Source organism: Trichocoleus sp. AS-A1 (assembly GCF_039962015.1).
Classification (GTDB): Bacteria; Cyanobacteriota; Cyanobacteriia; order Cyanobacteriales; family FACHB-T130; genus FACHB-T130.
In genome coordinates this window covers 38,288-64,287 of sequence record NZ_JAMPKG010000025.1, presented here as the reverse complement: position 1 = coordinate 64,287, position 26,000 = coordinate 38,288, and the positions used below count along the sequence as shown (strand labels likewise).

General features: G+C 44.0%; 20 protein-coding genes. 5 read left to right on the top strand and 15 right to left on the bottom strand.

The window, feature by feature from the left end:
• Nucleotides 1–19: 19 nt before the first annotated feature.
• On the bottom strand, nucleotides 20–748 hold the full coding sequence (locus NC994_RS18780; RefSeq protein ID WP_190438298.1) for an ATP-binding cassette domain-containing protein: 729 nt from the start codon (nucleotides 746–748) through the stop codon (nucleotides 20–22).
• Nucleotides 749–844: 96 nt separating this feature from the next.
• On the opposite strand from NC994_RS18780, the gene NC994_RS18775 reads away from it, so the two are divergent.
• The gene (locus NC994_RS18775; RefSeq protein ID WP_190438293.1) at nucleotides 845–1,552 is read left to right on the top strand and encodes a PHP domain-containing protein; all 708 of its coding nucleotides are present in this window, start codon (nucleotides 845–847) and stop codon (nucleotides 1,550–1,552) included.
• Nucleotides 1,553–1,633: 81 nt separating this feature from the next.
• Here NC994_RS18775 and NC994_RS18770 read toward each other — a convergent pair whose 3' ends face one another.
• The 6 genes from NC994_RS18770 to NC994_RS18745 form a co-directional block, all read right to left on the bottom strand.
• On the bottom strand, nucleotides 1,634–2,617 hold the full coding sequence (locus NC994_RS18770) for an alpha/beta fold hydrolase (protein ID WP_190438291.1): 984 nt from the start codon (nucleotides 2,615–2,617) through the stop codon (nucleotides 1,634–1,636).
• 130 nt (nucleotides 2,618–2,747) lie between these two features.
• The gene (locus NC994_RS18765) at nucleotides 2,748–3,332 is read right to left on the bottom strand and encodes a low molecular weight protein arginine phosphatase (RefSeq protein WP_190438289.1); all 585 of its coding nucleotides are present in this window, start codon (nucleotides 3,330–3,332) and stop codon (nucleotides 2,748–2,750) included.
• Nucleotides 3,333–3,923: 591 nt separating this feature from the next.
• Nucleotides 3,924–4,607, bottom strand: a complete 684-nt coding sequence (locus NC994_RS18760; RefSeq protein WP_190438287.1) for a response regulator transcription factor — start codon at nucleotides 4,605–4,607, stop codon at nucleotides 3,924–3,926.
• 430 nt (nucleotides 4,608–5,037) lie between these two features.
• Entirely contained in the window at nucleotides 5,038–6,150 is a 1,113-nt protein-coding gene (mraY, locus tag NC994_RS18755; RefSeq protein WP_190415028.1) for a phospho-N-acetylmuramoyl-pentapeptide-transferase, read from the bottom strand.
• A gap of 90 nt (nucleotides 6,151–6,240) precedes the next feature.
• On the bottom strand, nucleotides 6,241–6,480 hold the full coding sequence (locus tag NC994_RS18750; protein WP_190414854.1) for a DUF3134 domain-containing protein: 240 nt from the start codon (nucleotides 6,478–6,480) through the stop codon (nucleotides 6,241–6,243).
• Nucleotides 6,481–6,512: 32 nt separating this feature from the next.
• The gene (locus NC994_RS18745) at nucleotides 6,513–6,668 is read right to left on the bottom strand and encodes a hypothetical protein (RefSeq protein WP_190414855.1); all 156 of its coding nucleotides are present in this window, start codon (nucleotides 6,666–6,668) and stop codon (nucleotides 6,513–6,515) included.
• Nucleotides 6,669–6,687: 19 nt separating this feature from the next.
• Here NC994_RS18745 and NC994_RS18740 point away from each other — a divergent pair, with 19 nt between their 5' ends.
• The 4 genes from NC994_RS18740 to NC994_RS18725 all read left to right on the top strand — a co-directional run bounded on the left by NC994_RS18740 (nucleotide 6,688) and on the right by NC994_RS18725 (nucleotide 11,739).
• Complete coding sequence (locus NC994_RS18740) at nucleotides 6,688–7,269, top strand: PAP/fibrillin family protein (protein WP_190438285.1); 582 nt, start codon at nucleotides 6,688–6,690, stop codon at nucleotides 7,267–7,269.
• Nucleotides 7,270–7,480: 211 nt separating this feature from the next.
• Entirely contained in the window at nucleotides 7,481–8,305 is an 825-nt protein-coding gene (locus NC994_RS18735; protein ID WP_190438283.1) for a PD-(D/E)XK nuclease family protein, read from the top strand.
• 21 nt (nucleotides 8,306–8,326) lie between these two features.
• Entirely contained in the window at nucleotides 8,327–9,001 is a 675-nt protein-coding gene (locus tag NC994_RS18730) for a GNAT family N-acetyltransferase (RefSeq protein ID WP_190438281.1), read from the top strand.
• Between the two features lie 209 nt (nucleotides 9,002–9,210).
• On the top strand, nucleotides 9,211–11,739 hold the full coding sequence (locus NC994_RS18725; RefSeq protein WP_190438280.1) for a sigma 54-interacting transcriptional regulator: 2,529 nt from the start codon (nucleotides 9,211–9,213) through the stop codon (nucleotides 11,737–11,739).
• Nucleotides 11,740–11,885: 146 nt separating this feature from the next.
• Here NC994_RS18725 and NC994_RS18720 read toward each other — a convergent pair whose 3' ends face one another.
• From NC994_RS18720 to NC994_RS18685, 8 genes are all read right to left on the bottom strand, one after another.
• Nucleotides 11,886–13,346, bottom strand: coding sequence for a serine/threonine-protein kinase (locus tag NC994_RS18720; RefSeq protein ID WP_190438278.1), 1,461 nt, complete (start codon nucleotides 13,344–13,346; stop codon nucleotides 11,886–11,888).
• Between the two features lie 145 nt (nucleotides 13,347–13,491).
• Nucleotides 13,492–14,262: a hypothetical protein gene (locus NC994_RS18715; RefSeq protein WP_190438276.1), complete on the bottom strand. Its 771-nt coding sequence runs from the start codon at nucleotides 14,260–14,262 to the stop codon at nucleotides 13,492–13,494.
• Between the two features lie 327 nt (nucleotides 14,263–14,589).
• A complete protein-coding gene (locus tag NC994_RS18710; RefSeq protein WP_190438273.1) occupies nucleotides 14,590–14,790 on the bottom strand; it encodes a hypothetical protein in 201 nt (66 codons plus the stop codon).
• A 175-nt stretch (nucleotides 14,791–14,965) separates the two neighbouring features.
• Complete coding sequence (locus NC994_RS18705) at nucleotides 14,966–16,366, bottom strand: serine/threonine-protein kinase (protein ID WP_190438272.1); 1,401 nt, start codon at nucleotides 16,364–16,366, stop codon at nucleotides 14,966–14,968.
• A 120-nt stretch (nucleotides 16,367–16,486) separates the two neighbouring features.
• Nucleotides 16,487–17,872: a serine/threonine-protein kinase gene (locus NC994_RS18700; RefSeq protein ID WP_190438269.1), complete on the bottom strand. Its 1,386-nt coding sequence runs from the start codon at nucleotides 17,870–17,872 to the stop codon at nucleotides 16,487–16,489.
• A gap of 262 nt (nucleotides 17,873–18,134) precedes the next feature.
• On the bottom strand, nucleotides 18,135–20,825 hold the full coding sequence (locus NC994_RS18695) for a tetratricopeptide repeat protein (protein ID WP_190438267.1): 2,691 nt from the start codon (nucleotides 20,823–20,825) through the stop codon (nucleotides 18,135–18,137).
• A 210-nt stretch (nucleotides 20,826–21,035) separates the two neighbouring features.
• Complete coding sequence (locus tag NC994_RS18690; protein ID WP_190438265.1) at nucleotides 21,036–23,225, bottom strand: caspase family protein; 2,190 nt, start codon at nucleotides 23,223–23,225, stop codon at nucleotides 21,036–21,038.
• 113 nt (nucleotides 23,226–23,338) lie between these two features.
• Nucleotides 23,339–25,909, bottom strand: coding sequence for a CHAT domain-containing tetratricopeptide repeat protein (locus NC994_RS18685; RefSeq protein ID WP_190438264.1), 2,571 nt, complete (start codon nucleotides 25,907–25,909; stop codon nucleotides 23,339–23,341).
• Between the last annotated feature and the right edge of the window lie 91 nt (nucleotides 25,910–26,000).

The following is a 26,000-nucleotide window of genomic DNA, read 5'->3' as shown; positions in this document are numbered from 1 at the left end:
CATCACTCATCACTTTTCTCTACCCCCACTGAAATTTCCCCGGAATGGAATAGGAACGGGAATCGAGCAAATGCTCCGCCTGACCCACTGCAACAACTTGTCCTGCTGCCAAGATTACTAAACGATCGGCGAGTTCCAGGGCATCGGCTCGTGAATGAGTCACCAGGACAACCGGCAAGTTAAATTGACGTTGAATGGTTTTCAACTCGGTACGAAGAGTAGCTCTCAAATCATCATCGAGGGCGCTGAAAGGTTCATCAAGAAGCAGAATTTTAGGGTAGGGAGCTAAAGCACGGGCGATCGCTACTCGTTGAGCTTGCCCGCCAGAAATCTTCTGCACGGGTTGATGTACCAAATCCTCAAGTTCTAACAAATTTACCAATTCGCGAACGCGCTGCTGCCGCCGGTGCCGTTGCCAGCGGTTGAGAGCAAAGCCAATATTTTCCGCTACGTTCAAATGCCCAAATAAGGCGCAGTTTTGGAAGACATAACCGACATTTCGCCGGTGCGCTGGCAAGTTCAAACGCTCTTTAGTATCCAGGAAGATTGTTCCCGCCACTTCAATCCGGCCCCAGTCCGGACGCAACAACCCTGCGATCGCTTGTAATGTCGAACTCTTGCCACAGCCAGATGGCCCAAATAGAACGGTTAAGGCGCTAGAAACTTCAAACTGAATATTTAAATGAAACTGCCCGCCAATGGTCGCCGACTTAGGCAGAAAATTTTTGCCAAAGGCGACTTTCAGCATGGAATACACATAGAATGTCCCAACGCAATTCCTCTTTAGTTTTGTTAGGGTATATGTTAACAATTGTCAACGAACGCGCACAGCTACTCGGCGGTTATGGCGATCAATCTTGCTCAATCTTCTGCTTCATCTCAGCCACCAGCCCAGAATACAACAGCACTCAGGCAAGTCTTTGAGACGATTCAGGCTGATAGTTGTCCGCACTCCTATAACTTTCATATGCACACCGTCTACTCGGATGGTCGTTTGTCACCGAGTGCGTTGATGGAACAGGCGATCGCGATAGGTCTTAAAGGGCTGGCGATCACCGATCACCATACGATTGGCGGTTTCAAAGAGGCTCAATACTGGCTGCAAAACACCTACACGAATCCTGATTCCGCCCACTTACCCCACTTGTGGATCGGCACCGAAATCACCTCTAGCCTGCTGAACACAGAAGTCCACATCCTTTGCTATGCTTTCGATCCAGAACACTCTGCGATGAAGCAATATCTGAAAGGCTCTGCACCCAAGGGAAGCGATGCTGACGCTGCCAATGTGATTGCCGCCGTCCATCAGTCGGGTGGTTTTGCCGTGTTGGCTCATCCAGCCCGCTACCGCCTTCCTGCTGCCAAACTTATCCCTGCTGCCGCTGAGGCAGGCATTGACGGCGTTGAAACCTACTACGCCTACAACAACCCTAGCCCTTGGCAATCCAGTCCGAGGGAAACGAAAGAGGTGGAACAGCTCGCTGCCACCTATCGTTTGTTTAGCACCTGCGGCACCGATACCCACGGCTTAAATTTGCTCCAACGCCTGTAACACCCAATCCCTCTAGGCAAGCTCCAGAGGGAGCTGGAGCCGCTTGCAAAGCGCACCCCGGCAGATTTTATCTGACTTTTTTTAATCCAGGGCTAGCAATGGCATGACGGTAGACAGATCGGGAGAAACCCGTTGACTCAGATGGAGTTGATTCACTACCCTGTGGAAGGAGTCACCCTGCTGCAAGCGATCGCGCATCTCCTCCACCTCACCCCAGGTTAAATCGCTCTCGACATAGGCTTTAGCCACTGCGATGACTAAGTCTGCGTATTCATTCCCCTCTGCTTTGGTCATCATATTGTGCTGAATATTCAGAGTTTGGTCAAAACGGTGATACCAGCACTTGGGTTGTTGGGGGAGTAAGGCTTTAAACAGAGCTTTATGTTCTTCGTCGCCGACTGCGCGATCGCTTTCGCTCGACACAATCAACATGGGCGCAGCGTAACTCGTTTCCGCCCGCTCGAAAATATCTTTTCCCATATCTAAAAATACTCGCAATGATGGCATGAGAAAGCCGTCATAACCAAAATGTGCGACTCCCGGTGCAGTCTTCCACTTAAAATAGATATTAAATACCTGCACAAACAAATCGACTACTTTATTGCTGCCACTCAAATAAGGGGCAAACAACAAAGCCCGATAAATTTGTACGGCGCGTTCTAGGGATAGCCAAGCTGCTAAAGTGCTACCACCAGAAAGCCCTCCCACCACCACTTTTCTTCCCAAAGCTTGAGCTTGTTGTAGCCAGTAAATCCCAAACTGTTGATAAACTTCTTGTTCTTCGGGAAGCGGAGGAGGGTTATCTCCATCCCAATTGCCTGCAATCCCATGCCCAGGGAGCAAAGGAATCAAGACGTTGTAGCCTGCCTTAAAGAAAGCTTCTCCTATGGGTACAAATTGTTCTGGAGTGGCAGTAAACCCATGAAAGAACAGACACACTTTGTCCGTAGGATTAGAGTAAAGAAAAAACCGAGAGCCGCGGGTTTCATCCATCAGCGGTAGCGCATCTTCACGGGCTTTCGTCTCTCGCACCAATGCTGCGGTAAAGGTGGAATAGTTAAACATTGTTATCTAAATCGTTTTTGCATGGGAAGCCCGAATTCAATGCGGCGCAGCACATCTATATCTATTTAGATTAACAGCCACCAGAACTCAGTGAATCCTTCATAAGGATATTCAAAAATGAAGTCATGTCTCAAGTGCGCGTTTTCTGAGTTAACCGAATCAGTCCAATCAGCCACCTGAACAGCGGTAGGGTGCGGGGTAAGGGTTGAGGCGTGGGGAATGCAAAAGAACCAAAGCTGCTTTCAGATGAGATGCGGACTAACTTCTGCTGTAAAAGATTGAGTGCCAAGTCGATTTCCTGAGCGCAGTGGCGATATCTGGATAAAGATTTGCCAACGGGATCGCTAATATCTAAGGAATTTTGTTCTCCTACAAATTCTTTGAGCGTGAAAGTCTTGTTGAGCGCCTCCGGATAGATCGCGATCGCAATATATTTATGAAACTTTGTCATCGTCAGCACTAAATCTGCCCATTCGACGAGTTCTGGCTTTAACCCTTGCGGTTCGCAGTCATATTGAATTCCGTACTCTGCCAATACCGTTAGAGTATGGGGCGAAACGGGTATCCCCTTAAATTTATAAAGTCCAGCTGAACGCACTTCAGTTTGGGCTAAGATTTCCTGCCTTTGCCTCAGTTCCCGAATCTTTTTCTGAAATAGCGCTTGTGCCATCGGGCTGCGACAGGTGTTGCCAGTACAAACAAATAGAACTCGCATACCAGAAGTGAGTGAAGCAATGATTTATTTTGCTACGCTACGACCGATGGTGAACCCTTTCACCTTTTAAAATCCATTCGGCTGATTTTTACAAACGAATGGGTGGCACCCGCACCTACAACTTTTGATTTAACAAATAGCTACGTATTTAATCACTTTCCGCTTCTATCTAAAGAAATATCATGTCATTTTTAGCCAAACAAAAGCCGCTCATTGCGGAGCGGCTTTTGTTTAGGTAAAATTAGCAAAAATTAGCTATTTTTAAAGTTAGATTCCACTTTGAATAACCATCAGGACGGTAACACTGACGCTCATCAATACTAAAAGAATTGCTAGAGAAACTGATTGACCCAGATGTGGCGCTTGTGAAACTTTCATGTGGTTTTCTTTTAATTTCTGAATTGTATTAAATGAAGAATACCAGCAACCTTAAAGGATCAATGAGAAAAGCACAAGTTTCTTTAAGAAACGCAACAGTTCTTAAGAATCGCCAGTGCGATCGCTCTTAAAGACAAGCACAGATATAGATAAAAAAACACGTAAGGGAACGGGCTAAGCCCGTTCCCCTAAACGTTTTGAGAGCGAGGACAGTTATCGAGTCAAACCGTGTTCAAGGGCATAGCGCACTAACTCGGTGCGGCTATTCGTCCCTGTCTTGCTAAACAAGCGGCTGACATACTTCTCAACGTTGCGGACACTGGTTTCCAAGCGTCGGGCAATTTCTTTATTCATCAATCCTTCCGCAACCAAGTCTAAAACACTCTGCTCTCGTGGCGTTAAGTCTATGCGGATATGGGAAGGCGACTGGGGGATTCGATTTGTATCTTCTAACATCCCCCGGATGGCAGCAATTTGTTGCTTGATGTCCTCAATATCGTTACCGCCGGTGGTGTTCGTTGGGGTAGTGCGACGTTCCAGTAAGTTTTTGACAATTGCCTCCAATTCCTCTGGATCAAAGGGCTTCGGGAGATACGCATCGCACCCCGCTTGATAGCCTTGAATGCGATCGCTTGTCATGCCTCTAGCCGTTAAAAATACTACAGGTAAATTTTTGAAGCGAGGATCTTCCCGCAGTTGCTTGAGAAATTGATACCCATCCACCTTGGGCATCATCACATCTGAAATCACTAAATCCGGCTGGTTCTTCTGCAACATCTGCCATGCGTCACCAGCATTACTGGCAACCTGAACGGTAAAACCACTGTCTTGCAGATATTCTTTGACTGCTTCGCGCAGTCCGGGTTCGTCGTCTACCAGTAACAATTTTCCGGTCATTTATCTTTCCTTGCCGCTACGTTTTTTAACAGTATTTTTTAACAGATGTGTTCCCTTGCTGCTGGTTTTTTAATTAATGTAGCGAACTTTTTGAACCTCTATTTGTTCGGACTTCTGGACTATCCAAATGCAACCATCAATAATAAAATTAAACCCGCTCAAATTGTCTTCTGTTTAACAGAGGTGCTTCCCCTTGCCTCCCCAATTAGGGAGAGGAAAAAGGATCGTCTTTCTGCCAGATTTCTGAACCCCTGAATTCCAGATGCCTTATCAGATGCCTTAGAAATTGGGGTTTGTTTGCCTTTAAGTCGGCGCATGGAGTAGGTGCGATCGCTACCGACTCAGTCTGTTCGGTAAAACAAGCGATCGCAGACCTTGATTGATTAAAAATTAACGCTTGCTCACTTGTAGCTGAGTTAAGTCTATTTAACTAACGGAGGACAAGACACAACAAAGCTAAAATGCCGTTAATCAGATAAAAGGCGGCAACCACTTGGGTTTCACTCCAGCCACTCAGTTCTAAATGGTGGTGAATCGGTGCCATCTTAAATAAACGCTTGCCGATACCATCCGGGCCTTTGGTGGCTTTATAGTAGCCCACCTGCGCCATCACGGAGAGCGATTCGACGAAGAAAATACCGCTGAGGATAAACAGCGCCCAGAGATTGTTCGTCAGAAGTCCGACTGCTGTCAGTGCGCCTCCCAGCGCCATCGAACCCGTATCGCCCATAAAGACGCGGGCTTTGTTGCGGTTGTGAACCAAAAAGCCTAGGTAGCTGCCACTCATGCAGGCGCAAAAAATCATCAAACTTGGCGACACGGGAGCAACAATGGCACCGAGTCCCAAAAGAGCGATCGCGCCCGTTCCCGCGGCGAGTCCATCGACTCCATCCGTGAGGTTCGTCGCATTACTTTCCGCCACTAGCACAAATACTGCTAAGGGCCAGAACAGTAACCCCAAAGGAATCGCTAAACCAAAAGGCAAGGCAATCGTGGTGATACTGGCTGGTTGATGCCAGACCAGCCACAAAGAAAACAGAACACCCACCCCAATCTGCAAAATCAGTTTCATCCGGGGCGAGATGCCTTTATTCGACCGGCGTCTAATGACTTGCCAATCGTCAACCCAGCCAATTGCACCGTAGGCTAAAGTTACGATTGATACGGCAAGTACGGGAAAGAATCCTTGTATGCCTACAGCCAATCCAGACCACACCAAGGCGGCGATTACCCCGACAGGCACAAAAAACACCCCGCCCATTGTCGGAGTGCCTGCTTTTTGTAAATGCGCTTGGGGGCCATCCTCCCGAATAAATTGACCCGCTTTTAGGGCTTGCAGGAAGGGGACTGCCCAATATCCTAAAAGAGCTGTCACCAAGGCGCAAAGCCACAGGGGAAACGTCATCGAGATGCCTACCGATGGGAAGACACCTGCTTGCAGATCGAATAATATCGTCCCTAGGGAAAGCCCAACTGCCAGTAACGCTAGCAGGCTAGTTCCTGAGGGGTTGAACGACCGACCAGAAAATAATTTAGCGTCCACAAATTTTTCGTTCACTTCTCACACCAGAATTCAGAATTTCAGAATCCAGAATTTACTCTGACGCCTGAGTGCTGAATTCTTTTCGTCTGACTAATCTTCGTCTACATCGATGATTTCATCATCGTCTTCGAGATCATCGTAAACATCATCCGGTGCCATCAGATCGGAGATTTCTGCATCACCATCGCGGAAACTATCTTCAGCTTGAACATCCCGCGCCAACAAGCGTCCTGTAGATTCCAGCCAGTCGAGAATGGAAGGTTCTTGTTGTAACGGAATCAGACCAGCCAGCTGGTGACGAGGTTCTTCACGCAGAGACGGGTTGTACATATTTGACATATTTGAGAATTTCGGATTGGGAGCTAACTAGACATATTGAGTTTACCACTCCCAGAAACGCGATCGCTGGCGTGGAGATTATTGCGTGTCAAGGGAGTTGTTATCAAACTTATCAACTGGTCGCTGATGCCATCTGCGTATTGAACAAAAGTTAAGCTGGGGGTAGAGAAGTCACCCACAAGAGAGGTCTAGGAGGAAATGAGGAAAGCAGCACTGTTGGAAGCGATCGCTTCTCAAAATCGCGGACTGCTAGCAACCGAAACCGACAAAATAGCGATTCTCTCAGCGGTTGCCCGATTGGAAGACCTCAACCCTACTCCCCGTCCGGTTGAGGCAACTGACCTACTAGATGGAAATTGGCGACTACTTTACACCACCAGTCGCGGTTTATTAACCATTGACCAACTGCCATTTCTCAAACTCGGTCAAATCTATCAATGCATTCGAGCCAAAGACGCCAAAGTTTACAATATTGCTGAAGTTTATGGTTTACCCTATCTGGAAGGATTTGTTAGCGTTGCTGCTCGGTTTGAACCAGTTTCTGAACGTCGTGTCTTGGTAAAATTTGAGCGGTCTATTTCTGGTTTACAGCGTCTCATTAACTATCAGTCGCCTTCAGCATTTATTCGGCAAATTGAAAGCGGTCAGCGATTTCCAGCTTTGGATTTTGGTATCGACAGCAGCAACCAGCAAGGTTGGCTGGATACTACTTATCTAGATGAGGATTTGCGGATAGGCCGAGGCAATGAAGGCAGCGTGTTTGTCTTAACAAAAGCTTAGGTTAATGGCTAGTGGCTAATGGTTAATGACTATTAGCCATTAGGAAGATAAATTCCTGCAAAATAGGGCGGGGTTAGTCTTTTTTTTACGAACCACTAAGAACGCGAAGGATGCCAAGGAAGAAAAAGAGGATTTGACGAATTAATTGGGATTACTACACATAAATAATATCCAGTTATCTAAAAATCATTAGCCGTTAGCAATTAATCAGATGGAATCTACGCAAGAAGTTTTATTCCGCTTGTCCCAAGGACAATTAAATCTACTACAAACTTGTCCTCGAAAGTTTCAACAAATCTACTTAGATAAACTGAGTTCACCCACCAATCCAGAACAACTAGAACGGCAAAATTGGGGCAGTCGCTTTCACTTATTGATGCAGCAGCGAGAACTGGGATTGCCGGTAGAATCTTTGGTGCAAGAGGACGCCCAATTACATCGTTGGGTGACGGCATTGGTGGATGCAGCGCCAGAAATCTTGAGATCTAACCCGAAAACCTTCCGCCAAAGCGAACATTGTCGCACGCTGAATTTTCAGGGATATTTATTGACAGTCATCTATGATTTGTTCATTGAAGACACGCAATCTGCTGAAATTTTGGATTGGAAAACTTATCCTCAACCAAAAAATCGGCGTTGGTTAGAAAAAGATTGGCAGACTCGCTTGTATCTTTATATTTTGGCAGAAACTAGCGATTATTTGCCAGAACAGATTTCTATGACTTACTGGTTTGTCCAGTCTCAGCCTCAACCAGAAAGCCTCAAATTTACTTATAATGCCGTTCAACACGAGCAAACGAAAAGGGATTTAACAGAACTGTTGACGCAGCTAACCGATTATTTGCAACGTTATCAGCAAGGAGAAGATTTCCCTCAAGTTCCAGAAAACGCTAATCGTTGCCCTGACTGTAATTTTGCGATTCGGTGTCAGCGCGATCGCAATTTTTCAAATGCTTCGCATCTTACCAGTGAAGAAAATTTCTCTCATCAAGATTGGCTACCCAATTTAGCGAATATTCAGGAAGTTTCCCTGTAAACAAATAAAAAATCAAAATTTATGACAAATCCTGATAAAAACGAGCCTGCATCTAACTACTCTTCTATCTATATCCGCGACCTTGAAATTGACGATCTTGCCCCGGTTTACCACTTGGGAGAAGCTGTATTTACAAGCAATTTGTACCCTTATTTATATCGCACTTGGGATGAATGGGAGGTGATTGGACTTTACAATACCGATCCGGAATACTGTCTGGTTGCTGAAATCGACGAACAACTGGCAGGGTTCATTTTGGGAACCGTGATTAGCAAAGCATCCTGGACTTATGGATACATTATTTGGCTGGGTGTGAATCCGAATTTTCAGCGTCGAGGCGTCGGGGACAAGCTCGTTGATAAGCTGGTAGAACGGATGATTGAAGATGGGGTGCGGTTCATGCTGGTGGATACCGATCCCGCAAATGTCCCAGCCGTGAAGTTTTTTAGCCGCAAAGGTTTTGGCAATACTCGCCAGCACATTTTCTTGTCGATGAATTTGAGCAAGCACGAGTATTATGGCAGGCTGATTGCCTACGAGCGCGAAAAAGCTGAGAGGGCTGCTTATAAACGATCGCGCCGCCGTCCTTCCACTCAAACCCAAGGAATTGCTAGCGAAGCAGCGACAAAAGTTATGGTGACTGACACTCCATCAACTCCTGTCGAACCTCCGAATTTCTCCAATCCCGAAAGTTAACCTTCTTTTTGATAAGGATTTTCCTTAGCTACTGCTGCGGCTAAAGAAAATCGCCGCTAAGACTATCAAACCCAATAAGGCTAGGGGAACCCACAGATTGACAAGCTCGCTCATCTCAGTTGTTTTAATCTTGGCAATCAACTTAACTAATTAATATTTTTTATAAAAAATGGCTAAAATGTAAAGCGAAATTTATTTTTAAGGCAACCATGACATCAAAAGACACGGTGACATGGCTACAAGAGAGAACGGCACTGGGTGTACTATCGGCAGAAGTATTAGAAGCGATCGCGCAACTTCTGGAAGAAAAAGTCGTACCAGCGCAAACGACTTTAGTGGCGGAGGAAACGCCCCCCGAAGGACTCTATATTCTCAAACAAGGGCAACTAGAAGGCGACCGCACCAATCAAACAGGTTTAGCCTGGGTGATTAGCTTTCTCCCCGGAGCCACCATTCACTTACAAGAGCTACTGTTAGACCAGCAGGCTCAAAGAACTATCAAGACGCTCAGCGAATGCACGCTGTTGCTTATTCCCGCAGAGCAATTTCGGCAAATAGTCGCTCAATATCCCGAAATTACCCAAGCCTTCTCCCAGCAGTTGGCTCAAGAACTCGCTCAACTATCGTCTCAACTGAACTACGAACAAGAGCGTCAAACCGCCTTGCGCCCTTATCTAGTATCAAAGGCAAGACGCGGGGTGGTGGGAAAAAGCCGCTATGCAGTCCGGCTGCGCCAGCAAATCAAAGAGGCGGCTGAGTCAAGGCGTCCAGTGTTGATTTTCGGGGAACCGGGACTAGAAAAAGACAATACCGCTGCTCTGGTTCACTTCGGTTCTTCCTATCGACGCGAACCGATTGTTAAAGTAGACTGTAGTGCGCTGCAAGCAAGTGGTGCAGAACTATTTGGTCGTGCTAGTGGCAAACCAGGGCTAATTGAATCCCTAGGGACAGGCACTTTAGTCCTCAACAACATTCAAGAACTTCCGCCAGAGTTAACGCCTAAGCTGGCTCAATTATTAGAAACTAATACGTACACCCCCCTCAGCCGTTCGGAAGATCCCCCCGCGCCCAGCCGCACGTGTCAAGCCCGGATTATGATGATTGCGGAAAAGCACCTGCCGACAATTGAGCGTCAAGTTGGTCATTTAATTAAAGTGCCGCCGCTGCGGGTGCGAAAAGCGGACATTGAAGACCAGGTAGAATACTACATTCGCCTGTTCTGTCGAGCCAAGGGCACTCGCAAACCCAAAGTCGCTCCAGAAGCTATACGCCGCTTACAAGCCTATGATTTCCCCGGCAACCTGAAAGAGTTGCAAAGTCTCGTAGAACGGGCACTCGTTCAATGTGCCGGTGTGAATCTGCTCACCGAAGAAGTATTCTGGTCAGCCGAAACCCATAAAAAGCGATTTCGCGTCAATCTTTTAAATGCCTATCCCGACTTGCGGCGATTTCTCCGCAGTTCTTGGTGGCCCGACCGAATTAACTACGGCTTTACTTTGGGTGCTTTTGCGCTTGTCGTCGCCCTATTATTTTTGGGTCCCCAGCATCGCTCCGAAAATGTAGCTCTAAACCTATTTTGGGCGTGGTGGTGGCCTTTGATATTGATCGGTTTTCCCTTTGTCGGACGCCTGTGGTGCGCTGTTTGTCCCTTCATGATTTATGGGGAAGTCACCCAAAAGCTTTCTCAGTGGCTTTTTCCCGGGCGATCGCTGAAGCGTTGGCCCCGACAATCTGCCGAGAAGTGGGGCGGATGGTTTTTGTTCGGGCTATTTGTCCTCATTTACCTGTGGGAAGAACTCTGGCATTTAGAAGATACTGCCTACCTATCCGCTTGTTTGCTGTTATTAATTACCGCTGGGGCAATGATTTTCTCCGCAATTTTTGAGCGGCGGTTTTGGTGTCGGTATCTATGTCCAATTGGCGGGATGAATGGGCTTTTTGCAAAACTATCGATGACTGAACTCAGAGCGCAACAGGGTACTTGTTCGGCGGAATGCACTACCTATCAATGCTACAAAGGTGGCCCTAAAAAAGGGGAAGGTTTAGAAACCAACGGGTGTCCGTTGTACTCTCACCCCGCTCAGTTGGAAGAGAACAAAGACTGCGTTTTGTGCATGACTTGTCTCAAAGCTTGTCCCCACCGTTCGGTCGAGTTAAATTTGCGCCCGCCTGGGATTGAATTGTGGACAACTCATGTGCCCCATGATTCGGAAGTGGCGCTGTTACTGTTGCTATTAGGAGGCGTCTATCTCCATCGGTTGCCGGAATTGCAATCAACTTTGGGATTGCATCTGGATTTAACCCAGTTTTGGCAACATTTCGGATTTTCCTTGGTAGCTTTAATCGTCCCTGCGACTGTGCCGTTTTTAGCTTATAGCGCTATTAAACTCTTTAAGGGTTCCGTAAAGCCTCGCTCGTTTATAGAGTTGGCTTATGGATATTTGCCGCTGGTGCTGGGGGCAAATTTAGCTCACTATTGGCGGCTGGGTTTAGGGGAAGCGGGACGCATTTTGCCGCTAACAATGGCAACTTTCGGTCTTAGCGGTGAAGGGTTGCCTGTGTTGGTCGCACACCCGGCTGTGATCGAGTTTTTGCAAGGTACAACGCTAATTTTCTCACTCCTGTTGACGATGCTATTAACCCAAAAAATCGCTCGTCAATCTTTCCGAGCGCTGTTGCCTCAACATCTGGGCGCGATCGCTCTATTTGTGAGTCTCTGGGCAATTATTGTGAGATAGTCGGCGCAGTAAATCACTCTTATAATTCCGATACCCGACTTCTCTAAGAAGTCGGGTATCTCACCTTGAGGACTCATTTAGGATTGCTATCTATAAAAGCTGCCACAAACTATGTAACTTGTAGTAATTTCAAAAACTTTTTTCTCCTATTCTCTAGTAATTGGTAACTCTAACCAATTACTTAACTCTTGCGCTAACCAATCAAGTTCTTCTGTTTTTAGATAGCCAAAGAAGCGGGTTTCGCTGTCTGTACTTAGCGATTGCCCGATGCGATAGCTAGAACTAGCGTCTGTATAATTGACTCCATCTGTAGCCCAAATCTTTAACTCTGGCGGTACCTCCGTAATGCCTGCTTCAGTATCGCGACGATAGAGGCGCTTCAGGTAAGTCAATTTATAGAGGTTACGGCGACTTGCCTGAAAAACCAGCCGCCGTATTTTCCACGCTATTTGAGTTACCTTTATTGACCGACGATCGATATAGATGTAGGTATTGACATTCGCTGCGAAAAAATATTGCCACAGACCAGAAAGACCCATTCCTAAAAGAAATAAGCTGATCAAGATTAGTAACCCATTACCACTAAACAAAGAGCCAATTAACGCCATCAACGACAAAATCGTAAAACAGAACATGAAGGAAATTGAACAACCCGCTCCTGTATTAGAAGTTTCTGATGGTAAATATATCTCTAGAACTTCTGCATCCTTGAGAAGAGAAATTTTACTGTCATGAGGTTTTTGTAGTATTAGAGGAGTTGATGTCGCTGATGCAACAGATGGGAGTTGCAGAAGAGAAGGCTGCTCTAATGTCGCGAGAGCTGCTTGAGCTGAACTAAATCGCTGCTTGCGGTTGGGATGGGTCATTTGCTTGAGCCATTGCACAAAGCTGGGAACTAGATGCGGCACGGGTTCAAACTGAAGAAGCAAATCTTCTTGTAACAAATCCGCGGGGTGTCTCCCTGTCACCAAGTAGATTAATGTTGCGCCTAAACTATAGAGATCGGAGGCTGGAAAAGCACGTCCGCTAAATTGTTCGGGTGGCATATAACCATAGGTTCCGACAATCGTCATCGTCCCGATTTCTCGGACAGCCGTTTGCACCGAACCAAAATCAACCAAGTAGATATCTCCAACCTGATGAGCAGAGCGATCGCTAGTTAATAAAATATTGCTTGGCTTAATATCCCGATGAATCACCGGAGGGTTGCCAGAGTGCAAGTAGCTCAATACATTCAGTAATGCTTTCGCGATTTGTGTTACCTCTTCTTCGCTAAATGTCCGTCCGCGCTTAATCCATTCCTGCAAGGACGTTGCAGGAATATAAGTTTGCACGAGTACAAATCCCTGACGATCGGGTAAGTGCAATTCAAAGGAATCAAGATAGCGGGGAATTGCCGGATGCGATAGAGATTTGAGGGTTTCTGCTTCTCGTTCAAACAGTTTTAAATCCTCCCAACGGAAGTCACTGTTAAAAGTGAGAATCTTAAGCACAACAAGTTCCTGGGTTTGTAAATCCTGCGCTAATAAGGTACGCCGTCCAGAATTGTGTCCCAATTGGCATTGAATGTGATAGCGATCGCGCAGTATCTGTTCTTCTCCTAGCATGGGAAATTATTGCTCCTGTGTGGTAATCAAGTTTTGCAGCAAGGCTATGTGAATTCCAAATGATGAGGATTCAACAAGGGTTTCATTTTTAACATTTCTGTTGTCTCTAAGGAGAATTGCGCCGAATTTACGGTTGTTGACCAACCTATTTTTCTTCAAAATCCCTTTCATCAATTTGCCTTGTTCGGGCGCTTCCGTGAGGTACAGGATGTAGTGTCGCCCGATACTGCATCCACTCTACTCCCGCCTCTCTTTTAATTTCCTTAAAATCTAAGGGTTTGCTGAATTCCGAGAACGAAGGGTTCTGCAAAAACTTTTGTTTTTTTTGCTCCCAATCTATTCCCATACTGAACTTTAAGCGACAGTTACAAGGGCTAATATTTACAATGTTCGTTTCTCGATTAGCCTGAACGTACACAAAACGGCGCGTCTTCCCAGAGACGCTATCTACAAGTTTTACAGCCGCATCGCGGGTCGTTCCATTAATAATTTTTAGCTTCCCAAATCCCTGCAAATCTTGAGGTGGGATAATATCAGTGCCGTTTGGAAGAGAAACAGGAGGACGGTTTGGGCTTGGTTTCCGTGCAGACTTTAAGGAGACTGGTACGGTAGATAGCTGCGTTCCTGGAGGTTGCGTTCTAGGGAGATAAATCATCATACCTAATAAGCTGGCAATAGATACTGCTGCTAAAACAATGCGTCTGGTCAAAAAAATTGCTGAAAATTGGTTGTAATTCCTCAGAAGAGTAGAGCGACTGTGGATAGTTTTTGAAGAAAATGATGCTAATTTGAGTTGTTCTATCTGAGGAGTTCGACCGCATTTAGAACAAGTCATTTTGTTTCCTAAAGCTCGACCTTTACTGACATAAAGCATTCCGCAATTGCAGTGCAGAATTTGCAACTTATTTTTCTGCATCGTTGGCTCCTTGGTTCTACCTTTCAACACCCGATAAACGATGAGTTGATGCTTCTCGGTTGAACACACAGCAAAGCGAGTTTTATATACAAGGCTGTGCGCTCGCAGAATATATATCTTTGGAGCATCAGCACTTATGCAATAGATGAAGAACGCAACGAAGACAAAAATGTCGAAATCCTTGGGAATCGCAGGATAGGAGAGGTTTTACAAGATAGATACCCATGAAATACGTTTATAACGAACGTATAAAGATTTTTCTTCGACTCCGGACTCTGGACTATTTTCGAGACAGTCACTTCTCGCTGGAATAGCTAGCACTGTTTGTCATTCAGTGTCACTCAGATTTCTTGCAGGCGTTGCGCTGGAATGGAAGTAGCGTGAAGCTGACTCCGAAGGCGTTCCCGTTCCCCGTAATGCTCGCGCATAACCCCAAGGGTAGCGATCGCCTAATTGCGATCGCAAAATATCTATTCTTCTCCTAGCATGGGGAATTACTACTCCTATCTGGCGTAGCAGGTTATGCAACTAGTTAATTCAGAGGAATTACTGGCCTTTCTATTGTTCCGGTAGCTGCTGTTTTAATTTATATGGATTAATTTTATATATACCTTGTCCTATAGTAAATTAGAAAAGCTTTGCAGTATTTATTTAACTTTAATAACCGTTGTATATTTGAAATTTCTTCAAATCGAAAACTCAGCTAATTTTGTCTGATTGGTACATTTAACCACTCACTTAATTCATGGGCTATCCATTCTTTTTCTACATTTGATTTGATACTGCTACTAATTTTTATTTTTTGGTTTTCACCCCAAATTTCTAAAGTATCTGGATATTGCTCTCTGTCTTTATTAATAAATTCGCCTGGATTATAAATTAATTTAGTAATATTTTTGGTTGCGAGAAAAGACTCAAACTCAAATCCTAACAACTCATGGGTGAAGTAAATCAGCTCTGATTCTATACGCAATTGTCGTTTACCCAATAAAGAGTCGATAAGTGAATATGGGAAACATACCCAAAAAATTAATACCCATAAACTTAGAAACATTAATGGTAGCCAGAAGAAGAGTAGGAACAATATAGTTACCAAACCCAGAGAAAAAAACTGAAAAGTTAAAAACCAGGTTAAACCCCAAATAATTGGAGTAAGAAAAAACATACTAGCCCCAGCTTTGATTAAGTCAAAAAAGCCAGATGGAGGAATAAAAATTTCTATACTATGTATGTTTTTGGTTAATTTAATTTTACTTCCGAATGGCTTTTTAACACACTTACAAATGAGATTTAACCGTGGTTCATTAAGCGATTGTAGCGCTAGCTTTGCAGAATCCAGACGCTCTTCCAACCTTGGTTCCGTCATCTGCTGCAACCAGTTGGTAAAGCTTGGAGTAAGATTAGCTTTTTGCCTAAATTGAATGCGAAAATCCTTTTGTGGTAAATCTGCGGGATGGGTTCCGGTTACTAAATAAATTAAAGTAGCACCTAAACCATAAAGATCAGAACTAGCAACAGTGCGTCCGCCAAATTGTTCGGGTGGCATATAGCCATAGGTTCCTACTATAGTCATTGTTCCACCTTTGCTGTCAGAAATAGTTTGCACAGAGCCAAAATCGACTAAATAAACGTTACCAACACTATTACCAGACCTATCGGTTAATAAAATATTACTTGGCTTGATATCGCGATGAATGACAGGTGGGTTTTGTTCGTGCAAGTAAATCAAAATTTCTAAAATAGATAGAGCTATTTCTTTTACTTCTTCTTCAGTGAAAGTTCGACCTGCTTGTAAATATTGCTCTAGAGTTTTTGCAGGAATATAGGTTTGTACTAAAGCAAATCCTTTTAGGTTTTGTAAATTTACATCGAAGTAATTTAAATAACGAGGAATGGAGGGATGATTGAGTTTTTTTAGAGTTTCCGCTTCTCGCTCAAATAATTTAAGGTCATCCCATTCAAAATCACTACTTAATGATAGTAATTTAATAACTACTAGTTCTGACGTATGCAAATCATGCGCTAAAAGGGTTTTTCGTCCGTTTTTTTTGCTTAACTCCTGCTGAATTTGATAGCGATCGTCTAATATCTTATTCACTAGCATAAGCAATATTACTCCTTAAACTTTTCTAATTTCGATTGAAACAAACAGAATATTTACTTAGCGATAGTTCTAGGGATTATTTAATTGTATTGAATACCTGTTCGCCCTAATTTATTTTTTTTAAACTTGCTTATCTGCATATAAAATCGGCAAATCCAACCAAGTGCTTAATTCTTTTGCCAGCCATTGCACTTCTTCTTTGGGTAAATTTATGCTACCACCAGGAAATTTATACTTATAAATCCCAGCCCAAATTTCCAATTGTGCGCCCACAGTGACTGAATATCTATTACCGTGAGAATTTTCACGTTGGTCAACGTATTCGGAGAAATAAACCAATTTGACAATTTCTTCTCGCGGTGATTCTGGAGCTAAATGAAATTTCAAAAATCCAAACAACTCTTTAGTAAAAATAACTTTTTCCTGGTTTATATAAAGTGTTTTACTAATAAAGTACGATGAAAGGAGATATAAGTACACTAATAAAAATATTATAGGTAGCAGATAAGTCATATTGAATTCATCAAACAAAGCGTACAAGAACAGGGTTCCAATTCCTATAGCAAATAAAATAAAAATAAACGTTCCCAAAACTTCAAAAAAATCTAAGTGTTCTGGCGGCATGAAAATTTCTAGAAATTTGCTACTTTTTCTAAGTTGAATTCTCCTGATAAGTGGTCGATTGATAGCTACAAGATTGGGATTTTGATTCAAAGCTTGTAGAGTTTGGTATGCTGAATCAAAACGATTTTCTAAGTTTGGCTCGCACATCCGCCGCAACCAGTCACTAAAAGTCAGACTAAGATCAGCTTTTTGCTCGAATTGAATGCGAAAATCTCTCTGTGGTAAATCTGTAGGATGGACACCTGTTAATAAATAAATTAACGTTGCACCTAAACTGTATAAATCTGAAGCGGGAACTGTACGTCCACCAAATTGCTCTGGAGGCATATATCCATAAGTTCCCACTACTGTGCGAGTTGCGCCTTCTTGGGCGGCGACAGTTTGCACCGATCCAAAATCCACCAGATAAACTTTGCCAACACTATTACCAGACCTATCGCCCAATAAAATATTACTGGGTTTAATATCTCGGTGAATCAATGGCGGATTTTGACGGTGTAGGTAAATCAAAATTTTTAAGATAGCGTTAGCGATTTCTTTAACTTCTATCTCAGTCAAAATCCGACCTGCTTTCACATGGTGTGACAAAGATTGTGCAGGAATATAACTTTGAACGAGAGCGAATCCTTTTAGCTCGGAAGCGTTTATCTCAAAATAGTCTAAGTAACGAGGAATAGCTGGATGTGACAAGTTTTTTAAAGCTTCTGCTTCCCGCTCAAACAGTTTGAGGTCATCCCACTCAAAATCACTGTTAAAAGTTAGTAACTTGACAACCACTAATTCTCCAGTCGCTTGTTCGCTACACAAAAGTGTCCTTCGACCAGCTTTCTTTCCTAATTCCTGGTGGATTTGGTAGTGCGCTCCTAAGATTTGACTATCCATTTGCTTACCTAATATTTTATCTTTTGTTATTTGTTACGTATTTGACGTTGCTACTACCCTCATACCCTTTGAGTCACGTTTATTGGACGAATGACAATTTATAGACAATGTTCCCTATACGTTAACGAACTGCTTGTATATATATCCCAGCGAGGAGAAGTTATGCAAAAGAGGGCAGAGAGTTTCAGCTACTGGATAATAATTAAGACTTTCTTGGTTTGGATATTGCACAGATTTGTCTAAAGTCGAATGTTTTGCAGTGTTACTCGGACTCTCCGATAAGGGTGAAAGCCGCCCATTGTTTAGGATTGGGATATTGTTTCATTGCTGTCAGCATTGCTTGACGGAGGGAAACCGCTTTGTCAGGATTTTGTTGTAAATTGCGATAAAATTCGGTCATCAAAAAGGCTGTAGAATTATCATTAACTGCCCACAGCGAGACCATGACGCTGGGTACTCCCGCAGAAATTAAAGACCGAGATAAGCCAACCACACCATCGCCTGTAATGTCTCCGCGTCCCGTATCGCAAGCGCTGAGAACCACTAAATCGGCGCTTAGTTTCATGTCGAAGATTTCGCCTGCGGTAAGTAAACCATCAACTACGTCGTCAGGTGTACCAGAAGGAGCAAGCGCGATCGCTCCCGGTACAACACCGAAGCCTTTAAAATCATGAAGTAAGCCGTGGGTAGCCAGATGGATGATACGAGCTTTCTGCATTTTCTGCATTACCGCCGTTTTGGTGGCATTGCTACCTGTAAGTGCTTTGGTATTGAATAATTTAGCAATTTGAATTGCTTCTTTTTCTGCACCAGGCAGAGGCTCTAAGTTTGCCTCTAATTTCCCAATTTTAATTTTAGGCATGGTAGGATTACCAACAATTAATACATCCTGTAGAGACGCGTTAGCGAAGCGGCACGAAGTGCAATTTCGCGTCTCCACAATTCGTTTTTGCTTGCGGGTTAAATCTAAGACTTGGATTGAAGGCGCAGTGAGAATGGTATGTTTTTCGATTAAGTATTTGCCTTGCTCGTCTTGTAGTGCGGCGAAGGGGACGAGAAACAACGATTTTTGCGGGATAAAGATGACACGCGCATTAGGGTCTTTTGGGAGCAAGTCTGCAATGGGTGCAATGAGTAGTTTATGAAGTTGTTGTAAATTTTTGGTCGAGTTTTCGCCTTGGGGATTAATAACAGTTACATCAAAGATGTTGCGACCTCTAACACCGATATCATCACGACTGTTGGTAACGAGAACTGATAAGGATTGATTCAGAGATTTAAGGTCTACTTTTTTAAAAGCAATTTTACCCGTAGGTTTAATTATCCAAATGTAGAGTTTTTGTTGCCATTCTCTATTATCTTTTATTTTGAAGGCTTCATCAACAATCGAATACTGAACGAGTGTTGCGTTTTGTTCAAAAGCAACTTGCTTAAGTTCTTGAATTGTTGGAGGTTTTATATCGGGTAGATTGCTAGGGTTTTCTGCTAATTTAGAATCTAATAACTCTACCAAAGCACGACCGCGACTGCGCTCGGCAATTAAGAGTGCTTTGTCAAATTTATTTTGAGCAACCAAGGCTTGTTGCAGAAAGCTATAGGAACCAGATTGTTGTTCAAAAAAAGAGATTTTTTGGTCATCTCTTAATTGTCGCGCTCGTAGAGATTCCAGAATCTTAATAGCTGCGAATAAAGTGGTTTCGGCTTGAGCATATTTACCTTGAGTATTGTACACTCCCCCAATATTGTTGAGCGTCGCACTTTCCCCAGCTTTATCACCAATTTCAGTGCGAATGGCTAAAGCTTGTTGAAAATACTTCAACGCTTGCGGGTACTGTCCCCGCTTGTCATAAGCTGCCCCAATATTGTGGAGTGCCATCCCTTCTGCTGCCTTGTCACTCATTTCTTGAGCAATTGCTAAAGCTTGTTGAAAATACTTCAATGCTTGTGGGTACTGTCCCTGGTTGTGGTTAACGACCCCCATATTGTTGAGCGTTGTCCCTTCTTGTGCCTGATTACCAATTTCAGTGCGAATGGCTAAAGCTTGTTGAAAATACTTCAACGCTTGCGGGTACTGTCCCTGGTGGCGGTAAACTTCTCCAATATTGTGGAGGGTTGTCCCTTCTCCCACCTTGTTACCAATTTCTTGGGCAATTGCTAAGCCTTGTTGATAAGACTCCAAGGCTTGAGAGTCCTGTCCTAGGCGACCATAAACCACTCCCATATTGTTGAGGATTATCCCTTGCGTTACTTTGTTACCAATTTCTTGGACAATCGCTAAGGCTTGTTGATAAGACTCCAATGCTTGTGGGTACTGGCTCAGGTTGTCATACACTACTACCTTGTTACCAATTTCTTGGATAATCGCTAAGGCTTGCTGATAAGACTCCAAGGCTTGTGGGTACTGTCCTAGGTTGTCATAAACTACCCCCATGTTGGTGAGCGTCATACCTTCTGTTGTCTTGTCACCAATTTTTTTAGTAATCGCTAAGGCTTTTTGATAAGACTCCAATGCTTGTGAATACTGTCCCAGGGAGTTGTAAACTTGCCCAATACCGTTGAGCGTCTTACCTTCTGTTACCTTGTCACTCATTTCTTGAGCAATTGCTAAAGCTTGTTGAAAATACGCCAACGCTTGTGGGTACTGTCCCAAGTTGGCGTAAGCGAACCCAATATTGTGGAGGATTGTCCCTTCTCCCTGGCGATGGCCAATTGCTTTAAAAGTGATTAAAATCTGCTCAAACGTCTCTAACGCCTCTCGAAACTGTCCTTTATTTAACTGCTGAATACCTAATTGATACAGCCGTAACGCCTCATCATCGCGTTGTTCTGTTGTCTGCGCCTGCGCCAAAACCGTATTGTTTCCCCAAGTAAGCCCTACCACTTGTAACGGACAACTCAACGAGATGAGCAAGGTTGCAGTAACAACGCTAAGGCGACGCAGATGATAATTCATAGCAGAATTCTCTAGCAGTGGGTTAGCGAACTGCTTATATATATCTCCCATCTTGGGAGGTCATGTAAAAATTCACTCAACTTCTTCCCAAAGATTCCGAAGAGTGCGCTGTTCGTAAATATTTTGACAATTTCCTTGCCTCAGTTGAGGATGAAATTGCTCAACAGCCGTTTCAGATGCTTTTTTCTTTCCCCCTAAATCCGTGAGTCGCTAATCGCTTACCTGAAAGGCGATTGACAAAGTAGCCATCTCTGAAGTGTTCATGGGTATGGCTTCTACAGCAATGCCACCGCGATCGCTACTCAAATCATCAAGTAAATCGCCCATCACCTCAACTGGCTCTTTTAACTCCAACGCTCCTCTATCTTGATTTAGTTCAGCGGCTAGAGATGCTAATGTCTTGACAGCTCTTTCAAGGGGTGAACGGCTGACAATTACTAGCGCTTCTCCGGTTCCGGTTGCGATCGCTCTCAATTTCATCTGTTGCGGGTCGCCAATTAGTTGCGTTTGATTGGGTCGTAATTTCATCGTCTCATTTGACGCAGGCCACTGATAGGGAAACACCACCACTAATCCCCCAGTCGAGTCAATCAGTAGAGTGGTCAGATAGAGGTCGCTAGACTCGTGATTGGTAACTCGAAACTGAAATAGTTTATTCACTGGTAACTTATTAGCATAAGTTTGTTCCAACTCCTGACGAGTGTTTCTACCTCGACTGGAAGTTCTAGCAAGGGTTTGATTGGGTTGTTCTACCAAGTTCATCGAAACTTCTACAGAAAGCTGCGAAGAATCGGCATTCAAAGTCTTTTTAATAATCCGAACTGCTAACAGAGATTTGAGTTTAGCTGCCAGACGCTCCACAGCTGCCGTTACCGTTTCCCCTGGTTCGCCAAAGGATTTCGGCACCAGTTCCAGTCCTTCGGTAAATAAACCAATACTGCCGACGGCTGGAAGATTTGCCCCTTGCTTTTGCAGTTTTTGCTGATAATCTGCCGTCATCCGACTGAAGATGTACTGCACCCCTCCCGGATAGGGGACATTTCCCGGTTGTGCAGGCACCGCTGCAATGCGATTAATCGCGGAGAGTTCCTGTTTAGCCGCGTTCGTCTCTCCTGCTAAAGACGGATCGAGACCAATGCTTAACTTCAAATCTGCTGGCACAACCCGACTTGCTTCTTGCAGCAGCGTCCCTGGTTTTAGAGATGTATTAGTTGCTTTGTCTACCAGTTTCGCTTCTCCCCTTAAGCCGCTACGAGGAGAGATTAATTGCAATTTTCCCGATGTTTGCCCTTTGTCATCGACAATTGCGAATGTGGCACCGGGTTGGAAAGCTTCTAGACTTTCAGAGTCTACTCCTCCCAACCACAAAGTTGCCTTATCGGCTTCTACTTTGGTAATTACGGCATCAGTCGGAGGGAGTTGTTTGTTGATGAAATAAACTGGTTTTTTGGGGTCGCCATCTGCTAAAGGAACTTGACTAGACAGCGAATTTATGCCAGTAGTGATTTGAGCGAGCGCGCTTCCCACCGTATCGTTTTTTTGCCAGAGATACTGCGTCATCAGGTAAGTAAACGCACCAGCAGAAAAGCCATCGAACTCAGCATCTAAAGCTTCTTCTTCTCGTTGAGCAGAGGCAAAAACAACCCCTTTTGCAACACCTGCACAGCGACGACGAGAGAGTTCGGCTTCGGACAGTTGCAGCCGTTCCATCCAGCCTTTTTGATAGGCGATTTCTTCAGGGCTGGGATTGAGTTTATCACCAGGTACGGAACGCACTCGAAAGTTACCACGAGTACCACCACCAGAGTAACAACTATCTAGTACGACTGTGACATTTTCTGTGTTTAAAGCCGACATCAACAAAAACAATGTGCGTCCCATGATGTCCGGTGCTAAACCTTTTTGTCCTTCATCGGCAACGACTAAAGTGCTATTAAATTCATCATTGAATGCCTGATTAGAACAACCTTGGATAGGATTAGGGTCGCGCAATCGAGAACCGTGACCGGAAAAATGGAAAACAACCACATCTCCCGGTTTAGCTTGTTTAATTAAGTGTTCTTCAAACGCTGTCAAAATATTGTTGCGAGTCGGCTGTTGAGCGGGAGCTTGATTGCTCGTCAACTTGACAATATCACTGGGATTAAAACCAAAACGATGAACCAAGAGTTCTTCTTGCAAAGCGACATCCGTAACGCATCCTTCCAGATTTCTAAGAAAGCGATCGTTGGCTGGATAATCATTAATTCCCACTAAAAGAGCAAGCTTGCGGGAGGTATTTTGCGCCAGAACTTGAGCGTAGCGATTTCCTTTGTTGATAATATCTAACTGGCTCAATCCCAAAGTAGTTATAGTTGAGCCAGCGAATTGTAAGAAATGACGGCGAGAAATACGGGACATTACTAATTCCTCCTAGTATCCTATTCGGGAATATTTAAGTAGGGGCGAAGTATACCCTTTGGAAAGGATATGCTTCTCCCTACACGTAAATTCTGATTACTCAACCGATGCTCCTACTCAGCTTCACCAATTAAGGTAAAAGCTGCCCAAGCTCTAGGATTATCGCGGTGTGTTTCCATCATCTTGAGCATTGCTTGGCGCAAGGATTGGGCTTTATCAAGTTTCTTTTGGTAAAGATTAGTATAAAACTCGGTCATTAATTCAGCCGTGGGAGCATCGGGGACAGCCCACAGGGAGACAACAACGCTGGGAGTACCGGCGATAAACAAAGAGCGGGATAGTCCAATTACCCCATCACCCGTGATGCGCCCGCGTCCGGTGTTGCAAGCACTCAGGACAACTAAATCTGCATTTAGTTTCAGATTAAGGATTTCTTCGGCAGTGAGTAGACCGCGATCGCTGCTAGTGGGTGCGAGTGCGATCGCGCTTTGCAATCCCTGGAAATCATCAAATAAGCCGTGGGTTGCCAGATGCACAATTCTAGCTTGAGATATTCGTGATAAAACAGCAGTTTTGGTGGCTGCATTGCCAGTAAGGGCGTTGGTGTTCAATAAAGGAGCAATCTCTTCGGCTTCTCGTTTTGCTCCTGGTAAGGAAGCTAGCTGTTGCGGCTTTTCTCCAATTTTAGGCGCTACGCTGGGCATGGTGGGATTTCCTATGATGATGGCATCTTTGGCGGATGCTTGCTTCACCTTTTCCCGTGAGGCGCGTGTTAGTTCTAGTACCTGAATTGAAGGTGCGGACAAAATTGTATGTTTTTCAATTAAGTATTTGCCATCTTTATCTTGCAGTGCGGCGAAGGGAACTACAAATAATTCACCTTGCGGGACAAAAATTATACGCTGATTTTGGTCGGTGGGCAGAAGGTCGGCGATGGGCGAAATTAATAGTTGATGAAGTTGCTGTAAGCTTTTGGCTGAGTTTTCTTGATTACCTGGATTTACAACTTCTGCTTTAAAAATACTGCGATCGTCTACTCCGATTGAGTCACGGCTAGAGCTAACAAGGTCTTTTAAAGAGGTATTTTTTTGCTGCAATGGTTTTAGGTCAACTTTGCGGAAGGTTACTTCGCCTGTAGGTTTAATCACCCAAATGTAAAGGTCTGTTTGCTTGACTTGCGATTTATTTTGACTTTTAAAGTCATCATCAATAATTGAATATTGAACGAGAGTCGCATTTTGAGCTTTGGCAATTTGTGTAATTTGGGCAATATTTGGTGGTGGTGGGGAAGTAACGTTACCTCTAGTTTCTGAAGATAATCTCTTTACCAATAGCTCCACAAATGCTCTTGCACGCCCTCGTTCAGCAATTTCTAAAGCATCATTAATGTTATTTTGGGCAATAAAAACTTGTTGGAGTAGACGGTAGATACTAGCCTGGGTTTCAAAAATTGATACTTTATTGCTATCACTCAATCCTGACCGTAGAGACTCTAAAGCCTTAATTCCAGCGGTTAGGGTTTTTGTAGCTTCCGCTAGCTTCCCAGATTGATAGAGGTTACTACCCATATTTCTCAGAATTCGTCCTTCACCTGGATAATTCTCTATTTTCCTGGAAATAGTTAAAGCCTGTTGAAAAAGTTTCAGCGCTTGGGAATAATCACCTTGATTATCATAAGTTTTACCCATGTTGTTAATAGCTGTTTCTTCACCACCAAAGCTGCCAATTTTCCTATATATAACTAGAGATTGCTGATAAAAATCTAATGCTTGCGAATATTGACCTTGATATCTATAAAATTCGGCAATATTGTTGAGTAGCGCTGCTTCCAGACCAGTCACGCCAATTTTTCTAGTAATAATTAAAGCTTGCTGATACAAATTTAATGCTTTGGAATAGTCACCCTGGCTCATATAAACTGTTCCCATTGAATTCAGAACAAGAGCTTCTCCATTTTTGTTATTAATTTTTCTGCTTACATTCAAAGCTTGCTGATAAGTTTCCAGTGCTTGATTATATTGACCTAAATCATAATAGATAACTCCCAAGCTAAGGAGGGTTACTACTTCACCTTGAAAATCACCAACTTCTCTACGAATAACTAAGGCTTGCTCGTATAATTCCAATGCTTGAGAATATTGACCCAAACCATGATAAATCGTTCCAAGGTTACTAAGAGTTACCCCTTCGCCTTCGCGATCCTGAACTTTTCGACGAATAGATAAGGCTTGCTGAAAGAAATCTCGTGCTTGAGCATATTGATCTGAGCTTCTATAAACTGAGCCAATGTTGTTAAGTGCAGTTCCTTCGTTCCAGCGATCGCCGAGTTTTCTGAAAATCTCTAAACCTTGCCGATAAAATTTCAGGGCTTCTGGATATTGGCTGAGACTGCGATAAATTAACCCGATGTAGTTCACGGTTAATGCTTCGCCTTTGGTATCTTTTAGTTCCCGATAAATTAAGAGCGCTTCTTGAAAAGACTGTAATGCTTCCTGAAATTGGCTAGTCTTATACTGCTGATTACCTTGCTGATAAAGTTTATCTGCTTGCGCCTTCCTCTCCTCAACCGTCTGCGCCATCACCGCAGATCCACTAAATGTCACCGGAAAATTCAGCCAACAAGTCTGCAACCCAGTCAGTAGAACTGTGCTAGACGCAAGCAAGAAAAATCTTTTTAATTCCATAGCTGTAGGAGTGCGATCGCAGCGTTTAAGATATTGTCCGCTTACATATAATATCCTTGGGCAAGGGGTACTTATGTAAAAACCCAAGCCG

Bases quoted from the DNA above. Each gene is read 5' to 3' on its own strand.
- NC994_RS18730 (WP_190438281.1), top strand. From the start codon at position 8,327: ATGACAAATCCTGATAAAAACGAGCCTGCATCTAACTACTCTTCTATC.
- NC994_RS18750 (WP_190414854.1), bottom strand. From the start codon at position 6,480: ATGTACAACCCGTCTCTGCGTGAAGAACCTCGTCACCAGCTGGCTGGT.
- NC994_RS18695 (WP_190438267.1), bottom strand. From the start codon at position 20,825: ATGAATTATCATCTGCGTCGCCTTAGCGTTGTTACTGCAACCTTGCTC.
- NC994_RS18780 (WP_190438298.1), bottom strand. From the start codon at position 748: ATGCTGAAAGTCGCCTTTGGCAAAAATTTTCTGCCTAAGTCGGCGACC.
- NC994_RS18735 (WP_190438283.1), top strand. From the start codon at position 7,481: ATGGAATCTACGCAAGAAGTTTTATTCCGCTTGTCCCAAGGACAATTA.
- NC994_RS18715 (WP_190438276.1), bottom strand. From the start codon at position 14,262: ATGCAGAAAAATAAGTTGCAAATTCTGCACTGCAATTGCGGAATGCTT.
- NC994_RS18740 (WP_190438285.1), top strand. From the start codon at position 6,688: ATGAGGAAAGCAGCACTGTTGGAAGCGATCGCTTCTCAAAATCGCGGA.
- NC994_RS18760 (WP_190438287.1), bottom strand. From the start codon at position 4,607: ATGACCGGAAAATTGTTACTGGTAGACGACGAACCCGGACTGCGCGAA.
- NC994_RS18775 (WP_190438293.1), top strand. From the start codon at position 845: ATGGCGATCAATCTTGCTCAATCTTCTGCTTCATCTCAGCCACCAGCC.
- NC994_RS18685 (WP_190438264.1), bottom strand. From the start codon at position 25,909: ATGGAATTAAAAAGATTTTTCTTGCTTGCGTCTAGCACAGTTCTACTG.
- NC994_RS18700 (WP_190438269.1), bottom strand. From the start codon at position 17,872: ATGGATAGTCAAATCTTAGGAGCGCACTACCAAATCCACCAGGAATTA.
- NC994_RS18690 (WP_190438265.1), bottom strand. From the start codon at position 23,225: ATGTCCCGTATTTCTCGCCGTCATTTCTTACAATTCGCTGGCTCAACT.
- NC994_RS18770 (WP_190438291.1), bottom strand. From the start codon at position 2,617: ATGTTTAACTATTCCACCTTTACCGCAGCATTGGTGCGAGAGACGAAA.
- NC994_RS18765 (WP_190438289.1), bottom strand. From the start codon at position 3,332: ATGCGAGTTCTATTTGTTTGTACTGGCAACACCTGTCGCAGCCCGATG.
- NC994_RS18720 (WP_190438278.1), bottom strand. From the start codon at position 13,346: ATGCTAGGAGAAGAACAGATACTGCGCGATCGCTATCACATTCAATGC.
- NC994_RS18725 (WP_190438280.1), top strand. From the start codon at position 9,211: ATGACATCAAAAGACACGGTGACATGGCTACAAGAGAGAACGGCACTG.
- NC994_RS18705 (WP_190438272.1), bottom strand. From the start codon at position 16,366: ATGCTAGTGAATAAGATATTAGACGATCGCTATCAAATTCAGCAGGAG.